The organism is Cellulosimicrobium marinum (assembly GCF_020551945.1).
Classification (GTDB): Bacteria; Actinomycetota; Actinomycetes; order Actinomycetales; family Cellulomonadaceae; genus Cellulosimicrobium; species Cellulosimicrobium marinum.
Map to the genome: position 1 here is coordinate 63,107 of NZ_JAJBZH010000002.1, position 14,452 is coordinate 77,558.

At 73.4% G+C, this 14,452-nt stretch carries 14 protein-coding genes and 2 tRNA genes; 7 read left to right on the forward strand and 9 right to left on the reverse strand.

The window, feature by feature from the left end; genetic code table 11:
• From LGQ04_RS04115 to pknB, 5 genes are all read left to right on the forward strand, one after another.
• Positions 1 to 1,386: a Stp1/IreP family PP2C-type Ser/Thr phosphatase gene (locus tag LGQ04_RS04115; protein ID WP_229242447.1), complete on the forward strand. Its 1,386-nt coding sequence runs from the start codon at positions 1 to 3 to the stop codon at positions 1,384 to 1,386.
• Positions 1,386 to 2,933, forward strand: a complete 1,548-nt coding sequence (locus tag LGQ04_RS04120; protein ID WP_229242448.1) for an FtsW/RodA/SpoVE family cell cycle protein — start codon at positions 1,386 to 1,388, stop codon at positions 2,931 to 2,933. Before LGQ04_RS04115 ends, LGQ04_RS04120 begins: the two co-directional genes overlap by 1 nt.
• On the forward strand, positions 2,930 to 4,393 hold the full coding sequence (locus LGQ04_RS04125; RefSeq protein ID WP_229242449.1) for a peptidoglycan D,D-transpeptidase FtsI family protein: 1,464 nt from the start codon (positions 2,930 to 2,932) through the stop codon (positions 4,391 to 4,393). Before LGQ04_RS04120 ends, LGQ04_RS04125 begins: the two co-directional genes overlap by 4 nt.
• The gene (locus tag LGQ04_RS04130) at positions 4,390 to 5,985 is read left to right on the forward strand and encodes a serine/threonine-protein kinase (RefSeq protein ID WP_229242450.1); all 1,596 of its coding nucleotides are present in this window, start codon (positions 4,390 to 4,392) and stop codon (positions 5,983 to 5,985) included. Before LGQ04_RS04125 ends, LGQ04_RS04130 begins: the two co-directional genes overlap by 4 nt.
• 110 nt (positions 5,986 to 6,095) lie before the next feature.
• Complete coding sequence (pknB, locus tag LGQ04_RS04135; RefSeq protein WP_229242451.1) at positions 6,096 to 8,162, forward strand: Stk1 family PASTA domain-containing Ser/Thr kinase; 2,067 nt, start codon at positions 6,096 to 6,098, stop codon at positions 8,160 to 8,162.
• Between the two features lie 88 nt (positions 8,163 to 8,250).
• Here the strand turns inward: pknB and LGQ04_RS04140 are convergent, their stop codons facing one another.
• Genes LGQ04_RS04140 through LGQ04_RS04155 form a run of 4 tightly spaced genes read right to left on the reverse strand, consistent with a single transcriptional unit; the run spans position 8,251 to position 10,688 of the window.
• Positions 8,251 to 8,901: an aminodeoxychorismate/anthranilate synthase component II gene (locus tag LGQ04_RS04140; protein WP_229242452.1), complete on the reverse strand. Its 651-nt coding sequence runs from the start codon at positions 8,899 to 8,901 to the stop codon at positions 8,251 to 8,253.
• A 13-nt stretch (positions 8,902 to 8,914) separates the two neighbouring features.
• Positions 8,915 to 9,124, reverse strand: coding sequence for a hypothetical protein (locus LGQ04_RS04145; protein WP_229242997.1), 210 nt, complete (start codon positions 9,122 to 9,124; stop codon positions 8,915 to 8,917).
• A complete protein-coding gene (locus tag LGQ04_RS04150) occupies positions 9,124 to 9,942 on the reverse strand; it encodes a class E sortase (protein ID WP_229242453.1) in 819 nt (272 codons plus the stop codon). The genes LGQ04_RS04145 and LGQ04_RS04150 overlap by 1 nt, the downstream gene beginning before the upstream one ends.
• On the reverse strand, positions 9,942 to 10,688 hold the full coding sequence (locus tag LGQ04_RS04155; protein ID WP_229242454.1) for a DUF881 domain-containing protein: 747 nt from the start codon (positions 10,686 to 10,688) through the stop codon (positions 9,942 to 9,944). The genes LGQ04_RS04150 and LGQ04_RS04155 overlap by 1 nt, the downstream gene beginning before the upstream one ends.
• Before the next feature lie 256 nt (positions 10,689 to 10,944).
• On the opposite strand from LGQ04_RS04155, the gene LGQ04_RS04160 reads away from it, so the two are divergent.
• The gene (locus tag LGQ04_RS04160; protein WP_229242455.1) at positions 10,945 to 11,196 is read left to right on the forward strand and encodes a cell division protein CrgA; all 252 of its coding nucleotides are present in this window, start codon (positions 10,945 to 10,947) and stop codon (positions 11,194 to 11,196) included.
• Between the two features lie 91 nt (positions 11,197 to 11,287).
• Here the strand turns inward: LGQ04_RS04160 and LGQ04_RS04165 are convergent, their stop codons facing one another.
• Together LGQ04_RS04165 and LGQ04_RS04170 are read right to left on the reverse strand one after the other, a co-directional pair.
• On the reverse strand, positions 11,288 to 12,100 hold the full coding sequence (locus LGQ04_RS04165) for a rhomboid family intramembrane serine protease (protein WP_308016338.1): 813 nt from the start codon (positions 12,098 to 12,100) through the stop codon (positions 11,288 to 11,290).
• Positions 12,101 to 12,196: 96 nt separating this feature from the next.
• Positions 12,197 to 12,736 carry a peptidylprolyl isomerase gene (locus LGQ04_RS04170; RefSeq protein ID WP_229242457.1) on the reverse strand — a complete coding sequence of 180 codons (540 nt, stop codon included), beginning with the start codon at positions 12,734 to 12,736 and terminating at the stop codon, positions 12,197 to 12,199.
• A gap of 147 nt (positions 12,737 to 12,883) precedes the next feature.
• Here LGQ04_RS04170 and LGQ04_RS04175 point away from each other — a divergent pair, with 147 nt between their 5' ends.
• Positions 12,884 to 14,050: a hypothetical protein gene (locus tag LGQ04_RS04175; RefSeq protein ID WP_229242458.1), complete on the forward strand. Its 1,167-nt coding sequence runs from the start codon at positions 12,884 to 12,886 to the stop codon at positions 14,048 to 14,050.
• Between the two features lie 59 nt (positions 14,051 to 14,109).
• Here the strand turns inward: LGQ04_RS04175 and LGQ04_RS04180 are convergent.
• The 3 genes from LGQ04_RS04180 to LGQ04_RS04190 all read right to left on the reverse strand — a co-directional run bounded on the left by LGQ04_RS04180 (position 14,110) and on the right by LGQ04_RS04190 (position 14,444).
• Positions 14,110 to 14,182 (reverse strand) — tRNA-Ala (locus LGQ04_RS04180).
• Positions 14,183 to 14,222: 40 nt separating this feature from the next.
• Positions 14,223 to 14,342, reverse strand: a complete 120-nt coding sequence (locus LGQ04_RS04185) for a DLW-39 family protein (RefSeq protein ID WP_229242459.1) — start codon at positions 14,340 to 14,342, stop codon at positions 14,223 to 14,225.
• A gap of 28 nt (positions 14,343 to 14,370) precedes the next feature.
• Positions 14,371 to 14,444: transfer RNA gene (locus LGQ04_RS04190), tRNA-Ile, on the reverse strand.
• Positions 14,445 to 14,452: the final 8 nt, after the last annotated feature.

The window sequence follows — 14,452 nt, forward strand, 5'->3', positions numbered from 1 at the left end:
GTGAACATCGCCCTGCGCTACGCCGCGCGCTCCGACGTCGGCCTGGTGCGCTCGAACAACCAGGACTCGGGCTACGCCGGCCCTCACCTGCTCGTCGTCGCGGACGGCATGGGCGGGCACGCGGGAGGCGACGTCGCGTCGTCGATCGCGATCGCCGCGCTCGCCCACCTCGACGGGGAGTCCCACGGGTCCGACGACGCCCTGACCGAGCTGGAGCAGTCGATCGACCACGCCCGCCAGGACCTGGTGGAGCGCAGCGTGTCCGACCCGGAGCTCGTCGGGATGGGCACGACCGTCACCGCGATCCTGCGCGCGGGCAACAAGCTCGCCATGGCGCACCTCGGCGACTCGCGCGCGTACCTGCTGCGCGACGGCGAGCTCGCGCAGGTCACGACGGACCACACGTTCGTGCAGCACCTCGTCGACACGGGCCGCATCTCGGCGGACGAGGCGGAGACGCACCCGCAGCGCAACGTCGTCATGCGGGTGCTCGGGGACTTCGACATCGACCTCACGCCCGACATGTCGGTGCGGGAGGCGAAGCCGGGCGACCGCTGGCTGCTGTGCTCGGACGGGCTGTCGGGGTTCGTCAGCGCGGAGACGCTCGCGCAGACGATGACGGACGTGCCCGACGTCGACGAGTGCGCCGACCGGCTGCTGCAGCTCGCGCTGCGGGCCGGGTCGACGGACAACGTCACGGTGGTCGTCGCGGACGTCGTCGACGTGGACGTGCTGCCCGACGGCGCGGCCCCGCCCACGGGCGCGCAGGTGGTGGGCTCGGCGGCGGTCGACCGCGACCTGCCCACGGCCGCCGCGGACGGCCCCGCCGCCCGGGCGGCCTCGCTCGTCGCGAGCGCGTCCTCGCCCCCGGAGACCGACGACGCCGAGGAGCCGGGCCAGGAGTCGGGAGAGCCGGAGACCGACGACGTCCGGCCCGGTCGTGCACCGCGCCGCTGGGTGACGGTGCTCGCGATCCTGCTCGTCGTCGCCGGGCTGGGCGTGGCGGGCTGGGCCGGGTACCGGTGGACCCAGACCCAGTACTACGTCGGCGTGGCGGACGGTCAGGTCGCGGTCTTCCGGGGCGTCCCGGAGAGCGCGGGCCCCCTCACCCTGTCCACACCCGTCGAGCTCACGGGGACCCGCGTGGAGGACCTGCCCGGCTACGTCGTCGACCGTCTGGAGACGACCATCCCCGCGCAGTCCCTCCAGGACGCGCGGGCCCGCGCCGAGCGTCTCGTCGCGGACGCCGCCGAGGAGGACCCGGCCGGCGATGGCGACGACGCGCCGTCGGGCACGACGGACGAGCCGACCACGTCCCCGAGCACCACGCCGAGCGAGCCGGAGAGCACGCCCACCGTCACGACGTCGTCCGACGCGGGGGCCTGATGGCCACGGTGGAGACCACCGAGGTGCGCCCCGGCCGGGGTGCGGAGCTCGGTCTGCTCGTCCTGGCGCTCGCGCTGGGCATCGGCGCGTACGCGATCGTCGGGCTCCAGCTCACGGGCGAGCTGCCCGGCCGGTTCTGGCTGTTCAGCGCCGGGATGACCGTCCTCGCGGGCGCGGCGCACGTGCTCCTGCGGTTCCGGGCGCCCTACGCGGACCCGGTGATCCTGCCCATCGCGATCGCCCTGAACGGCATCGGGCTCGCGATGATCTTCCGGCTCGACCTGGGCTCGCAGGTGACCGGGGGGGACCAGGACCTCGCACCGCGCCAGCTCCAGTGGACCGCGCTCGGCATTTTGCTCGCGTTCGTCGTCATCTGGTTCCTGCGCGACCACCGGACACTGCGCCGGTACACGTACACGGCGATGATCGCGGGCATCGTGCTCGTCGCGCTGCCGCTCGTCCCCGGTCTCGGCACGCGCATCAACGGCGCGCAGATCTGGATCAGCATCGGCAGCTTCTCCCTCCAGCCCGCCGAGTTCGCCAAGATCGCCTTCGCGATCTTCTTCGCCGGCTACCTCGTGACGAACCGTGACACGCTCGCGCTCGCCGGGCCCCGGCTCCTCGGGCTGCAGCTCCCGCGCCTGCGCGACCTCGGCCCGATCATCATCGTGTGGCTCGTCTCGCTCGCGATCCTCGTGTTCGAGCGCGACCTGGGCACGTCCCTGCTGTTCTTCGGCCTGTTCGTCGCGATGCTGTACATCGCGACGGAGCGCGTGAGCTGGGTCGTCATCGGCCTCCTGCTGTTCGCCGCGGGAGCCGTGCTCGCCACGGCGACGTTCGGGCACGTGCAGGCGCGCGTCGACGTCTGGCTCCACCCGCTCGACCCCGAGATCTTCAACCGGGACCCGGGCGGCTCGGGGCAGCTCGTCGGCGGCCTGTTCGGCATGGCGAACGGCGGCCTGTTCGGCACCGGCTGGGGCGAGGGGTACCCGCGCCTGGTCCCGTACGCGTTCTCCGACTTCATCTACGCGTCGCTGGGCGAGGAGCTCGGCCTCACCGGCCTCCTCGGCATCCTCCTGTGCTACGTCGTGCTCGTCGAGCGCGGCCTGCGCACCGCGATCGGCGTGCGCGACGGTTTCGGCAAGCTGCTCGCGGGCGGCCTCGCGTTCGTCATGGCCTGGCAGGTCTTCGTCGTCATCGGCGGGATCACGCGCATCATCCCGCTCACCGGGCTCACCATGCCGTTCGTCGCGCAGGGCGGGTCCTCCCTGCTCGCCAACTGGATCGTCGTCGCCCTGCTGCTGCGCATCTCCGACGACGCGCGCCGCCCCTCGTCGCTGCCCGTGCGCGGCCAGGTCGCACCGGGCGGGGTCCGCGCGCGCGACGACTCCGACCCGGTCCCCGTGGTCGGGGGGACGGGCGCGATCCCCGTCGGCGCCGCGCCCGACGACGCCCCCACGACCGTCGGCGCCGCGTACTCCGACGACCGGCAGACCGAGGTGGTCCGCCGACCCGACGACGACGACCTGCGGGGAGGAGCCCGGTGAACGTCCCCCTGCGTCGCGTGGCGAGCGTGGTGCTCGTCATGTTCCTCGCGCTCATGGTCTCGACGACGTACATCCAGTTCTTCCAGGCGGACGAGCTCAACGGCGACCCGCGCAACGTCCGCACGATCTACAGCGAGTACGGGAACTACCGCGGGCCGATCGTCGTCGCGGGCGAGGCGATCGCGTCGTCGACACCCGTGGACGACCCCTTCGGCTTCCAGCGCGCCTACGCGAACGGGCCCCTCTACGCGCCCGTGTCGGGCTACTTCTCGGTCGTCAACGGCACGTCGGAGATCGAGCGGTCGGAGAACGAGTTCCTCAACGGCGAGGCGAGCTCGTTGTGGCTCGACCGTCTCACCGCGCTGTTCACGGGCGAGCAGCCCCAGGGCGCGTCGGTGGAGCTGACGATCGACCCGGCGGCGCAGCAGGCCGCCTGGGACGCCCTGGGCGACCAGCGCGGCGCGGTGGCGGCGATCGAGCCGTCGACGGGCCGGGTGCTCGCGCTGGTGTCGAAGCCGAGCTACGACCCGAACGCGCTCGCGACGCACGACACGGGGGCGGCGAACGCCGCGTTCCAGGAGCTGGCGAACGCCGACGGCGACCCGATGAGCAACCGCGCGATCCGCGGCAACACGTACCCGCCGGGGTCGACGTTCAAGCTCGTCACCTCCGCGGCGGCGATCGAGAGCGGCGAGTACACCGCGGAGTCGGTGATCCCCGCGCCGGACGTGTACCAGTACCCGCAGTCGACGTCGACGATGAGCAACTTCGGCGGCATCCGCTGCTCGCCGACGGGCGAGATGACGCTCGCCGACGCGCTGCGCATCTCCTGCAACACGGCGTTCGCCGACCTGGGCGTCACGCTCGGGGACGACGAGCTGCGCGACCAGGCGGAGGACTTCGGGTTCGACGACGACGGCCTGACCATCCCCATGGACGTCACGGCGAGCCGCTTCCCGACGGACGAACAGGCGGACCCCGCGGCGACGGCCCGTGCCGCGATCGGTCAGGGAGACGTGCGGGCGACGCCCCTGCAGATGGCGATGGTGGCGTCAGCGATCGCGAACGACGGCGTGCTCATGACGCCGTACACGGTGGAGACGGTGCGCGACCCGGACCTCGAGGTCGTCCAGCAGTCGGAGCCGCGGCGCCTGCGCACCTCCGTCTCGCCGAGCACGGCCGCCCAGCTCACGGAGATGATGATCGGGGTGGTGAACAACGGCTCCGGCACGGCGGCGCAGATCCCGGGCGTGCAGGTCGCCGGGAAGACGGGCACGGCGGAGAACGACCCGGAGAAGGCGCCGCACGCGTGGTTCACGTCGTTCGCCCCGGCCGACGACCCGCAGGTGGCGGTCGCGGTGATCGTCGAGAACGGCGGGTCGAGCGGCAGCGAGGCCACGGGCGGCGCGGTCGCGGCGCCGATCGCGCGCGCGGTCATCGAGGCGGTGCTGGCGGGATGAAGCCTTCCCGGGGTCTGCATCTGGGCGACCGCTACCGGCTGGTGCGCCGCATCGCCGTCGGCGGCATGGGCGAGGTCTGGGTCGCCGCGGACGACGCGCTCGGCCGCGAGGTCGCGGTGAAGGTGCTGCGCAGCGAGTACGCGGGCAACGAGGACTTCCTCAACCGCCTGCGGACGGAGGCGCGGAACAGCGCGGCGCTGTCGCACCCGAACATCGCGCAGATGTACGACTACGGCGAGCAGGACCGGTCGGGCTACCTCGTCATGGAGCTCGTGGTGGGCGAGCCGATGGCCGACCTCCTGGAGCGCGAGCCCGTGCTCCCGCCGTCCCGGCTCCTGCCGATCCTGTCGCAGACGGCGCGGGGGCTGCACGCCGCGCACGTCGCGGGCGTCGTGCACCGTGACGTGAAGCCGGGCAACATCCTCATCGACCGGTCCGGGACGGTGAAGATCACGGACTTCGGGGTGTCGCTCGCGGCGAACCAGGTCCCCATGACGGCGACGGGCATGGTCATGGGCACCGCGCAGTACCTCTCCCCGGAGCAGGCCGTCGGCCAGGCCGCGACGGGCGCGTCGGACGTGTACGCGCTGGGGATCGTGGCGTACGAGTCGGTGGTCGGGAACCGGCCCTTCACGGGCTCGACGCCGGTCGACATCGCCGTGGCGCACGTGAACGAGCCCGTGCCGCCGCTGCCGTCGTCGGTGGACCCGGAGCTCGCGCAGCTCATCATGACGATGCTGGAGAAGGACCCGACGCTGCGCCCGCCGTCGGCGGTGGCGCTGGCGCAGGTCCTCGACCGCATCGCGGAGCGTCTCGCCTCCGACCCGTGGGCGGCGGGGCGGGCCGCCTCCCCGGCGCGGCGGGCGCGCCGAGCCCGCGCCGACTCGGTGCCCGACTCGATGCCCGACGACGCGCCCGAGGGGTCCCGCGCGGGGGCGCACACCGCCCCGCGCGAGGGCCTCGCGCCCGTCATCACGCCCATCGTCATCCCGGCGACCGTGCGCGACACGGAGGAGGCCGACCCCGGTGCGGCGCGGGCCGGCGTCGGGCACGCGGCCCCGACCAACGACGCGGCCACGGCCGCGGATCGCCCTGCGGCCGCGCTGCCCTGGGAGCGCCCGACGCCGCCCACCCCCGCCACGCCGTCGGTCGCACCGTCCGCGTCCGGTGCGGACGGCGCCGGGGCGCCCCGCTCCTACCCGCCGCGCCGGGAGATGCACGGCGCCGCGCGCACCCGGCGCCCGGCCGCCCGCGCCGCGACGCGCCCGGGTCGGTCCACCGACCACGCCGACGCCGCGACCCCGGCCGCGCCGGCGACCCGGGCGGAGATGCGACGCCAGGCCCAGGACGCCTCGGCCCGGACCGCGGCACGACGGACCTCGACCACGACGGGGCAGCGGATCGGGGGCCTGACCCGCGGGATGACGTGGCCGCTCGTGGCCCTGCTGGGCCTGCTGCTCGTGGTCCTCGTCGCCACCGTCGTCACCGGCGGCGACGGCGGTGACGGCGACGCCGCGGGCCTCGGCCCGGCGGTCGTCGCGCTCGCCGCGCCAGCCTCGCCCGTCGCCTCCGGCGCGGGGGTCACATCGTGACGACATCGTTGCCTCGCCTGCCCGCCCGCACCCTCGCGGGTGGGATGATTGCGCCAGATGTGCCGCGTGCGGACGCGCCCGCGGCTCCGACGACACCGAAGGACGAATGAGTGGTGGACAACGCTCCCCGAGTGCTTGCCGGGCGGTACGAGGTCGGTGACCTCATCGGCCGCGGCGGCATGGCCGAGGTGCACATCGGGCACGACACGCGTCTCGGTCGCACCGTCGCGATCAAGATCCTGCGGTCCGACCTCGCCCGCGACCCGTCGTTCCTGGCCCGCTTCCGCCGCGAGGCGCAGGCGGCCGCGGCCCTCAACCACCCGGCCATCGTCGCGGTGTACGACACGGGCGAGGACGTGCACACCGACACGCAGGGCGCGTCGGTCCACGTCCCGTTCATCGTCATGGAGTACGTCGAGGGGCACACGGTCCGCGACATCCTCCGGGACGGCCAGGCCGTCCCCATCGACGAGGCCGTGGAGATCTCCGCGGGCGTGCTCGCGGCGCTCGAGTACTCGCACCACGCGGGGATCGTGCACCGCGACATCAAGCCGGCCAACGTCATGATCACGCCCACGGGCGCGGTCAAGGTGATGGACTTCGGCATCGCGCGGGCGGTCGCGGACTCCGCCGCCACGATGACGCAGACGCAGGCCGTGATCGGCACGGCGCAGTACCTGTCTCCCGAGCAGGCTCGCGGCGAGACGGTCGACGCCCGGAGCGACCTGTACTCCACGGGGTGCCTGCTGTTCGAGCTGCTCACCGGGCGGCCGCCGTTCATCGGGGACTCGCCCGTCGCCGTCGCGTACCAGCACGTCCGCGAGGCGCCGGCGAAGCCGAGCGCGATCGCGCCCGACGTGCCCGAGGTGCTCGACCGCATCACGCTCAAGGCTCTCGCGAAGGACCGCAACGCCCGCTACTCCAGCGCGGCGGAGTTCCGCGCCGACCTGGAGAACGCGGTGCGCGGCGGCACGATCACCGCGCCCGCGCTCGGGGTCGCGGCCGCGGCCGCCGGCCTCGGTGCGGCCGCCGCGGCGGACCTGCAGCCCACCATGGTGGAGTCCGCGACGCAGGTCATGAGCCCGACGGCGCCCCCGTCGCCCTGGGCCACCGCCGCCGCGCCCGCCGTGCCGCCGGGCGAGGAGCCCCCGGGCGAGGACGAGGAGGAGGGCAAGAGCCGCAAGGGCCTCATGTGGGCGCTCATCGCGGTCGGTGTCCTCGCGATCGCGGCGATCGTCACGATGCTGCTGCTCAACCGCGAGCCCCCGGCGCCCGACACCGTCGAGGTCCCGACCGTGCAGGAGGGCATGACGCAGTCGGAGGCCGCGGCGCTGTTCGAGGGCCTCGACCTCGAGTTCACGCCCCTCCTGGAGGAGAACGCCGACATCCCGGAGGACGAGTTCGTCCGCCAGGAGCCCGCGGGCGGGGAGGACGTCGCCCCCGGCACCGAGGTGAGCGTCTGGTTCTCCACCGGCCCGGACAGCGTCCAGGTTCCCGACGTCTCCGGCCTCACGCAGGACGAGGCGCGCGCCGAGCTCGAGGAGGCAGGGCTCACGGTCGGCAACGTGTCCACCGAGGAGTCGGCCTCGGTGCCGGAGGGTGCGGTCACCCGGACGGAGCCCGCGGCGAACGAGACCGCGGCGTCCGGCCAGGCCGTCACGCTGTTCACGTCGAACGGCCTCGTCTCCCTCGGGGAGCTCGTCGGCATGACCCGTGACGAGGCCGAGGCCGCCCTCGACGACCTCGGTCTCGACGCCTCGGTGAACGAGGTCGAGTCCGACGAGGAGGCGGGCCGGGTCATCGCGCAGCGCCCGAACCCCGGCAAGGTGGCGCAGGGCTCCACGGTCGAGATCGACGTCGCGATCGAGCCCGCCGCCGAGATGACGTCCGTGCCGGGCAACCTCGCGGGCATGACCGAGCAGCAGGCGATCGAGACGCTGAACGCGAACGCGCTCAACCCGGGTGAGCGCATCACGCAGGAGTCGCAGCAGTGGGCCGCGGGCATCGTCATCGGGTCCGACCCGGGCGCCGGCACGCAGCTCGAGGAGGGCTCGACCGTCCGTCTCATCGTCTCGACCGGTCCCGGACCGGGCGGTGGCGGGGAGAACGGCGGCGGCGAGAACGGCGGGGGCGAGAACGGCGGCGGCGAGAACGGCGGCGGCGGGGGCGACGGCTGACCGCCACGGGTCACCCCGACCCCGCACGCATGACGACGGCGGCCCCCCCGGGGGGGGGTGGGCCGCCGTCGTCGTCCCGTCGGTGCCGCTACTGCCGCACGAGGGGTGCCATGCCCGCCGAACGCTCCACCGCGCCGTCGAGCCCGCACGCCTCCAGCCAGTTGGCGAGCAGCCGGTGCCCTCCCTCGGTGAGCACCGACTCCGGGTGGAACTGCACGCCGTGCAGCGGCAGGTCGCGGTGCTGCAGACCCATGACCACCCCGCCCGCGGTCTCCGCGGTCACCACGAGCTCGGCGGGCACCGTGTCCCGCACGACGGCGAGCGAGTGGTAGCGCGTCGCGGTGAACGGGTCGGGGAGCCCGCCGAGCACGCCCGCGCCGTCGTGCTCCACGAGGCTCGTCTTGCCGTGCATGAGCTCGGGAGCGTGCGTCACCGTCGCGCCGTACACCTCGGCGAGCGCCTGGTGGCCCAGGCACACACCGAGCATGGGCGTGCTCGACGTCGCGCACGCGCGGATGACGTGCTCGCTCTGCCCGGCCTCCTTCGGCGTACCGGGCCCGGGGGAGACGAGGACGCCGTCGAACGGCGTCCCGTCGGCGTCGCGGAACACACCGTCGGCGTCGGGCTCGGGCACGGCGTCGTTGCGCATGACGACCGTCTGCGCCCCGAGCTGGTCGAGGTAGCCGACGATCGTGTAGACGAAGGAGTCGTAATTGTCGACGACGAGGATGCGGGTCATCAGCAGGCCTCTCTCAGGACGTCGGGGCGCCGGGGGCGCCGACCGGGGGGAGGGCACCCGACGTGCCCGTCTGGACGTTGGGGTCGTTGAACGGCAAGTACTCCGCGACGAGCGGGAACAGCCACTCGAAGCACGCGAGCACGACGGCGCCCGCGAGCACGAGCAGGGTGAGCACCCGGACCCAGGCCGGTCCCGGCAGTGCGCGCCACAGCGCTCCGTACATCACGCGCTCCCGTCGGTCGGGCCGGGCGAGGGCGCGGCGCTCGTGGCCTCGCCCTCCGCCGGCGGCGGGGTCTGCCCGACGAGGTCCGGCGGCGTGCCGTCCTCGACCGGCAGCCAGTAGTCCAGCACCGCGTTGACGATGAAGCGCTCCTGCAGCGAGTTGAGCCCGATGGGGTGGCACGTGGTGAGCGTGAGGTAGCGCTCCGTCGGCTCGACCCCGGGCTCCCACGGCACGGGCGCGACGGCCTCCACCTGGTCCGGCTGCACCACCTGCAGGTGGTCCACGCGGTACACGTACCAGATGTCTCCCGCCTCGACGACGATCGGGTCGCCCTCCTGGAGCTCCTCGACCCGGTGGAACACGGCACCGTACGTCATGCGGTGGCCCGCGAGGGCGAAGTTGCCCACGTCGCCCGGCATGACCGTCTCCGGGTAGTGCCCGGCCATGGCCTTGTCGAGGATGGACCGCTTGTCGGTGCCCTCGGCCATGGGCATCACCGCGTCGTCCCAGCGGGGCACGTGCAGCGTCCCGAACACCTCGCCGGCGGCGGGAGGCTCCATGACGGGCGGTGCGTCGCGTCGCACCTCGACCGCGACGTCGGCGGCGTCGGGCTGGGGGGCGCCCAGGTCCTCGAGGATCTGGGCCTGCTCGCGGTCGGCCTGCACGTCGGTCCACCACAGCTGCCACACCACGTAGAGCCCGAGCAGGACGCCGAGCGTGATGAGCAGCTCGCCGAGGACGCCGACGACGGCCGAGACGGGACCGCCGCGCCGGGCGGGTCGGCCGGACCGGTGGCGCACGGGCGCCGTGGTGGCCATCAGGCCGCCTCGGACGCCGTGCGGGCGTACTCGAGCTCCAGCGCGCCCTCGTACCGGGGCATCTCGATGCGCTGGTGGTCCTCGACCGCCCAGCCGAGGTTCACCGCCTCCACGTACTGCTGGTAGATGTCGATCTTCTCCGAGCGGTCGAGCGCGGCCTGCAGCTCCTCCGGGTCGCCGATCGCCTCGACGACGTACGGCGGGGAGTACACGCGGCCGTGGAGCAGGAGGATGTTCCCCGCGCACCGGAACGCCGACGTCGCGGTCACGCGCTGTCCCTGGAGCGTCATCGCCTCCGCGCCGCCGGCCCACAGGGCGTTGACGACCGCCTGGATGTCCTGCTGGTGCACGACCCGCGTGTCCGGCGGGAACGCCTCGGAGTAGGTCGCGTCCGACGGCGCGTCGTCGAGCATGACCGACACGCCCGGTCCGGTGACCGCGACGGTCCCCGCGGCGACGGCGGACCGCGCGGCGAGGTCCTCGTCGACGCCCGGGCTCGTCGGGTCGGGGGCGGAGAGTCCCGCGATCTCGTCGTCGAGGGCGTCCACCTGGGCGGAGAGCGCGGCGTTGCGCTGCGACTCGCTCTCGACGAGCTGTGCGAGGTTCTCCGGGTGCCGGTCCTCCTCGCCGCGCGCGAGCCGGGCGTTGGCCGTGAAGAGCAGGCCCGCGAGGGCGAGCACGAGCGCCACGGTGATCGTCGACCGCACACGGCCGTGGGCGCGGGGCGCCGGTGCGGCGTCGCTCATGCGGTCCTCCTCGGGCGCGTCGGGCCACTCGGCACGGGCGCGTGGCGTGGTCTATTGTGTGCGCCCACTACGCTAGACGACGAATGCCGTCCACGGACGTGCCGTCACCGTGCCGGGACCACCCCGCCACGGACCCCGGCCCGTTCGTCGACGACGTCCACCCGAGCCATGCACGGTTCCTGCACGACGGCGGCAGCACCCCTCCCAGGGAGGTCGCCGGCGCGCGGCGAGCCCCACAGGACAGGAGCCCACCCTCGTGCCCGAGTCGAAGTCCCGCAAGAAGCCGGCGAAGGTCCGCGAGCCGCGCCCGCCCAAGCCCGACACGGGCAACCCCCGCTGGCTCGTGCCGACCATGCTCGGCCTGATGCTGCTCGGGCTGGCCTGGATCGTGACGTTCTACCTCAGCGGTTCCGCACAGCTCCCCGTGCCGCCGCTCGGGGCGTGGAACCTCGCCGTCGGCTTCGCGTTCATCATCGCCGGCTTCGCGCTCACCACGCGCTGGAAGTAGCGCTCGACGGCGCTCGTCGTGCCCGGGTGCGCGAAGTACACAGGTGTAGTTCCACACCTGTGAGCAAACCTGGGGATAACTCAGCGGGCGGTCAGCCGAAGAAGCCCGACGGGAGCACCGCCGAGCGGTAGGTGAGCCACGCCGTCACGACGAGCGCCACCGCGACGACGGTGGTCGCGCCGACCGAGACGAGGGTGCGCTGCGCGCGCGGCGCATACGCGTACGCCGCCCCGAGCACGGCACCCACGACGAGCCCGCCGAGGTGGGCCTCCCAGGCGATCCCGGGGAAGAACAGCCCGATCGCGAAGTTGATGCCGATGAGCACCACGATCTGCATCGCGTTGCGTCCCGTCCGTCGCAGGACGAGCAGGATCGCCCCGAAGAGGCCGAAGACCGCGCCCGACGCACCCACGACCGGCTGGTACCACGCCTCCTGCAACGGCCCTCCGGCGAGCACGAGGTACCCGACCGACCCGCCGAGCGCCGACAGCACGTAGAGCGCGCCGAACCGCCACCGCCCGAGCATCTGCTCGAGGAACGGCCCCGTGATCCACAGGGCGTACATGTTGAAGAGGATGTGGACAGGGCTCGTCGAGTGCAGGAACGCCGACGTGAGGAACCGGTACGGCTCCTCCTGGCCGATCACCGGGGCGAACCACCAGCGTGCGGTCCAGTCGCCGCCGGTCACGAGCTGCAGCACCCAGCTCACCACGCACAGGCCGATGATCGTCAGGGTGACGACGGGAGGACCGTCGTGCACGCGGCCCCCGAGGACGCTGCGGACCGTCGGGGCCGAGCGGGCGGACTCCCGCACGCAGTCGACGCACTGCACGCCGACGGCGGCCGGTCGCTGGCACTCGGGGCACGCCGGGCGCCCGCAGCGCTGGCAGCGCACGTACGACACGCGGTCCGGGTGACGCGGGCACACCGGCGGGACGGCGGGACCGTCGTGAGGTCCCGCCGTCCCGTACGCCGGCGGCCCGGGCGGCTGCGCGATGGGTCAGTCCTCGATCGTCACCGAGCTGATGACCACGTCCTCCTGGGGACGGTCGCCCGGACGGGTCGGGGTCTCGTTGATCGCGTCGACGACGGCACGGGACTCGGCGTCCGCGACCCGGCCGAAGATCGTGTGCTTGCCGTCGAGCCACGGGGTCGGCACGGTCGAGATGAAGAACTGGGAGCCGTTCGTGCCCTCGGCCTCGCCCGTGACGGGGTTGCGGCGCAGACCCGCGTTCGCCATCGCGAGCAGGTACGGCTGGTCGAAGCGGAGCTCCGGGTGGATCTCGTCGTTGAACGTGTAGCCGGGGCCGCCCGTGCCCGTCCCGAGCGGGCAGCCACCCTGGATCATGAAGTCCTTGATGACACGGTGGAAGATCAGGCCGTCGTAGAACGGCTCCGTGCGCTGCGCACCGGTCCGCGGGTCGGCCCAGGCCTTCGTGCCCTGGGCGAGCCCCGCGAAGTTCGCCACCGTCTTCGGGGCGTGGTTCGGCAGGAGCTCGACGCGGATGTCACCTGCGGTCGTGTGGAAGGTTGCGAACATGCCCACCATCCTCCCACGACACCCGCCCCGGACCGCCGCGGCCACACACCCGGGAGATCTCGCGACGCCGCGACGCTGGTGGCAGAGTGGGCAGGACGTGACCTTCCACCCCCGTCCCGAGCGGACGACGACACCCGAGGAGCACGCATGACACGATCCGGCTCCGGGTCCGGCGCGATCAAGGAGACGATCGACTCGCTGGACACCGAGAAGATCAAGGACCAGGCCGCCCAGGCCGCCGCGACCGCGCAGACGGCCGCGACCCAGCTCGCGGACCAGGCGAAGGACGCCGCGGTGCACGCGAAGGAGTGGAGCGTGCCGAAGGTCGAGGCGTTCCTCGAGTGGCTCCAGCCGCGTGTCGAGAAGGCCTGGCAGGACAGCATCCAGGCCGCGGCGCCGCGCGTGGAGAAGGCCGCCGACAAGGCGGGCCCCGTGATCGACACGGCGCACGACAAGCTGGTCGACGACGTCCTGCCCAAGATCGTCGCGAGCTTCAACGCGGCGGCGCAGTCGGCGTCCGACGCCGCGCAGCGTGCGGCCGACAACGCCGCCGAGGCGACGGCCGCCGCCACCGCGGCAGCGGCGGCGGCCAGCGGCACGAAGAGCCGCAAGCTCGCCAAGCAGGCCAAGAAGGCGGCGCAGGAGACGGCGAAGCAGGCGAAGAAGTCCTCGGGCAAGGCCGGCAAGAAGGCGGCGAAGGCCGCGGACAAGGCCGCCGCGAGGGCGAGCAAGAAGCTCTCCGGCGTCGCGGACACCGCGGCCAAGAAGGCGTCGCAGGCCGACTCCTCGGGCAGCAAGGGCAAGACGCTGTGGTGGATCGCCGGGGGCGTCACCGCCGCCGGTGTGGGGTACGTGCTCTACCGCCGTGCGCAGCCCACCACCGACCCCTGGGCCGAGCCGTGGGAGCAGGACGCGCAGCAGGTCCACTTCGACGACGTCGTCGGCGACGCCCGGCACGCCGTGGGCGACGCCGCCGAGTCGCTCGGCGAGGCCGCGGGGGCCGCGGTCGCCCGGGGCCGCGACGCCACCGACAAGCTGGCGGAGCGGGCCGCCGAGGTCCGCGAGGACGTCGGCGACCGGGTGAGCGGCGCCGTCACCGAGGCGAAGGAGGCCGCGAAGAAGGCCACCACCCGCTCGCGGGGCACCGCGAAGAACGCCGCCGGTACCGCCTCCGCCGTCGCGAAGGACGCCACCGAGTCCACGGCCGACGCCGCGGCCGACGCGTCCGAGGACGTCGAGGACGCCGCGAAGAAGGCCCGTGAGGCCGCGGAGACCAAGGCCGAGGACGCCGCGGAGAAGTCCGGCGACGCCTGAGTCCTGGTAGCACGCGAAAGCCCCGCACCGGAAGGTGCGGGGCTTTCGTCGTTCTCGGGTGGAGCCAGGGGGACTCGAACCCCCAACCCCCTGCTTGCAAAGCAGGTGCGCTACCAATTGCGCCATGGCCCCGGGACGTCCGGCCGGGAACCGGAGGGACGAGCCGTGCGACCTACTCGAAGGTGTCGGTGACCTCGGCCCAGAGGTCGCGCTCGGCCTCGTCCTCCGTGTACTTGCGCCACAGGAGATAGCCGGCGCCGGCGGCCAGGAGCAGGACCAGAACCTTCTTCATCACGTTCCCCCTCGAGTGGGTGCGGCAGTGGGCCTAAGAGGACTTGAACCTCTGACCTCTTCGTTATCAGCGAAGCGCTCTAACCGTCTGAGCTATAGGCCCGTTCGCCG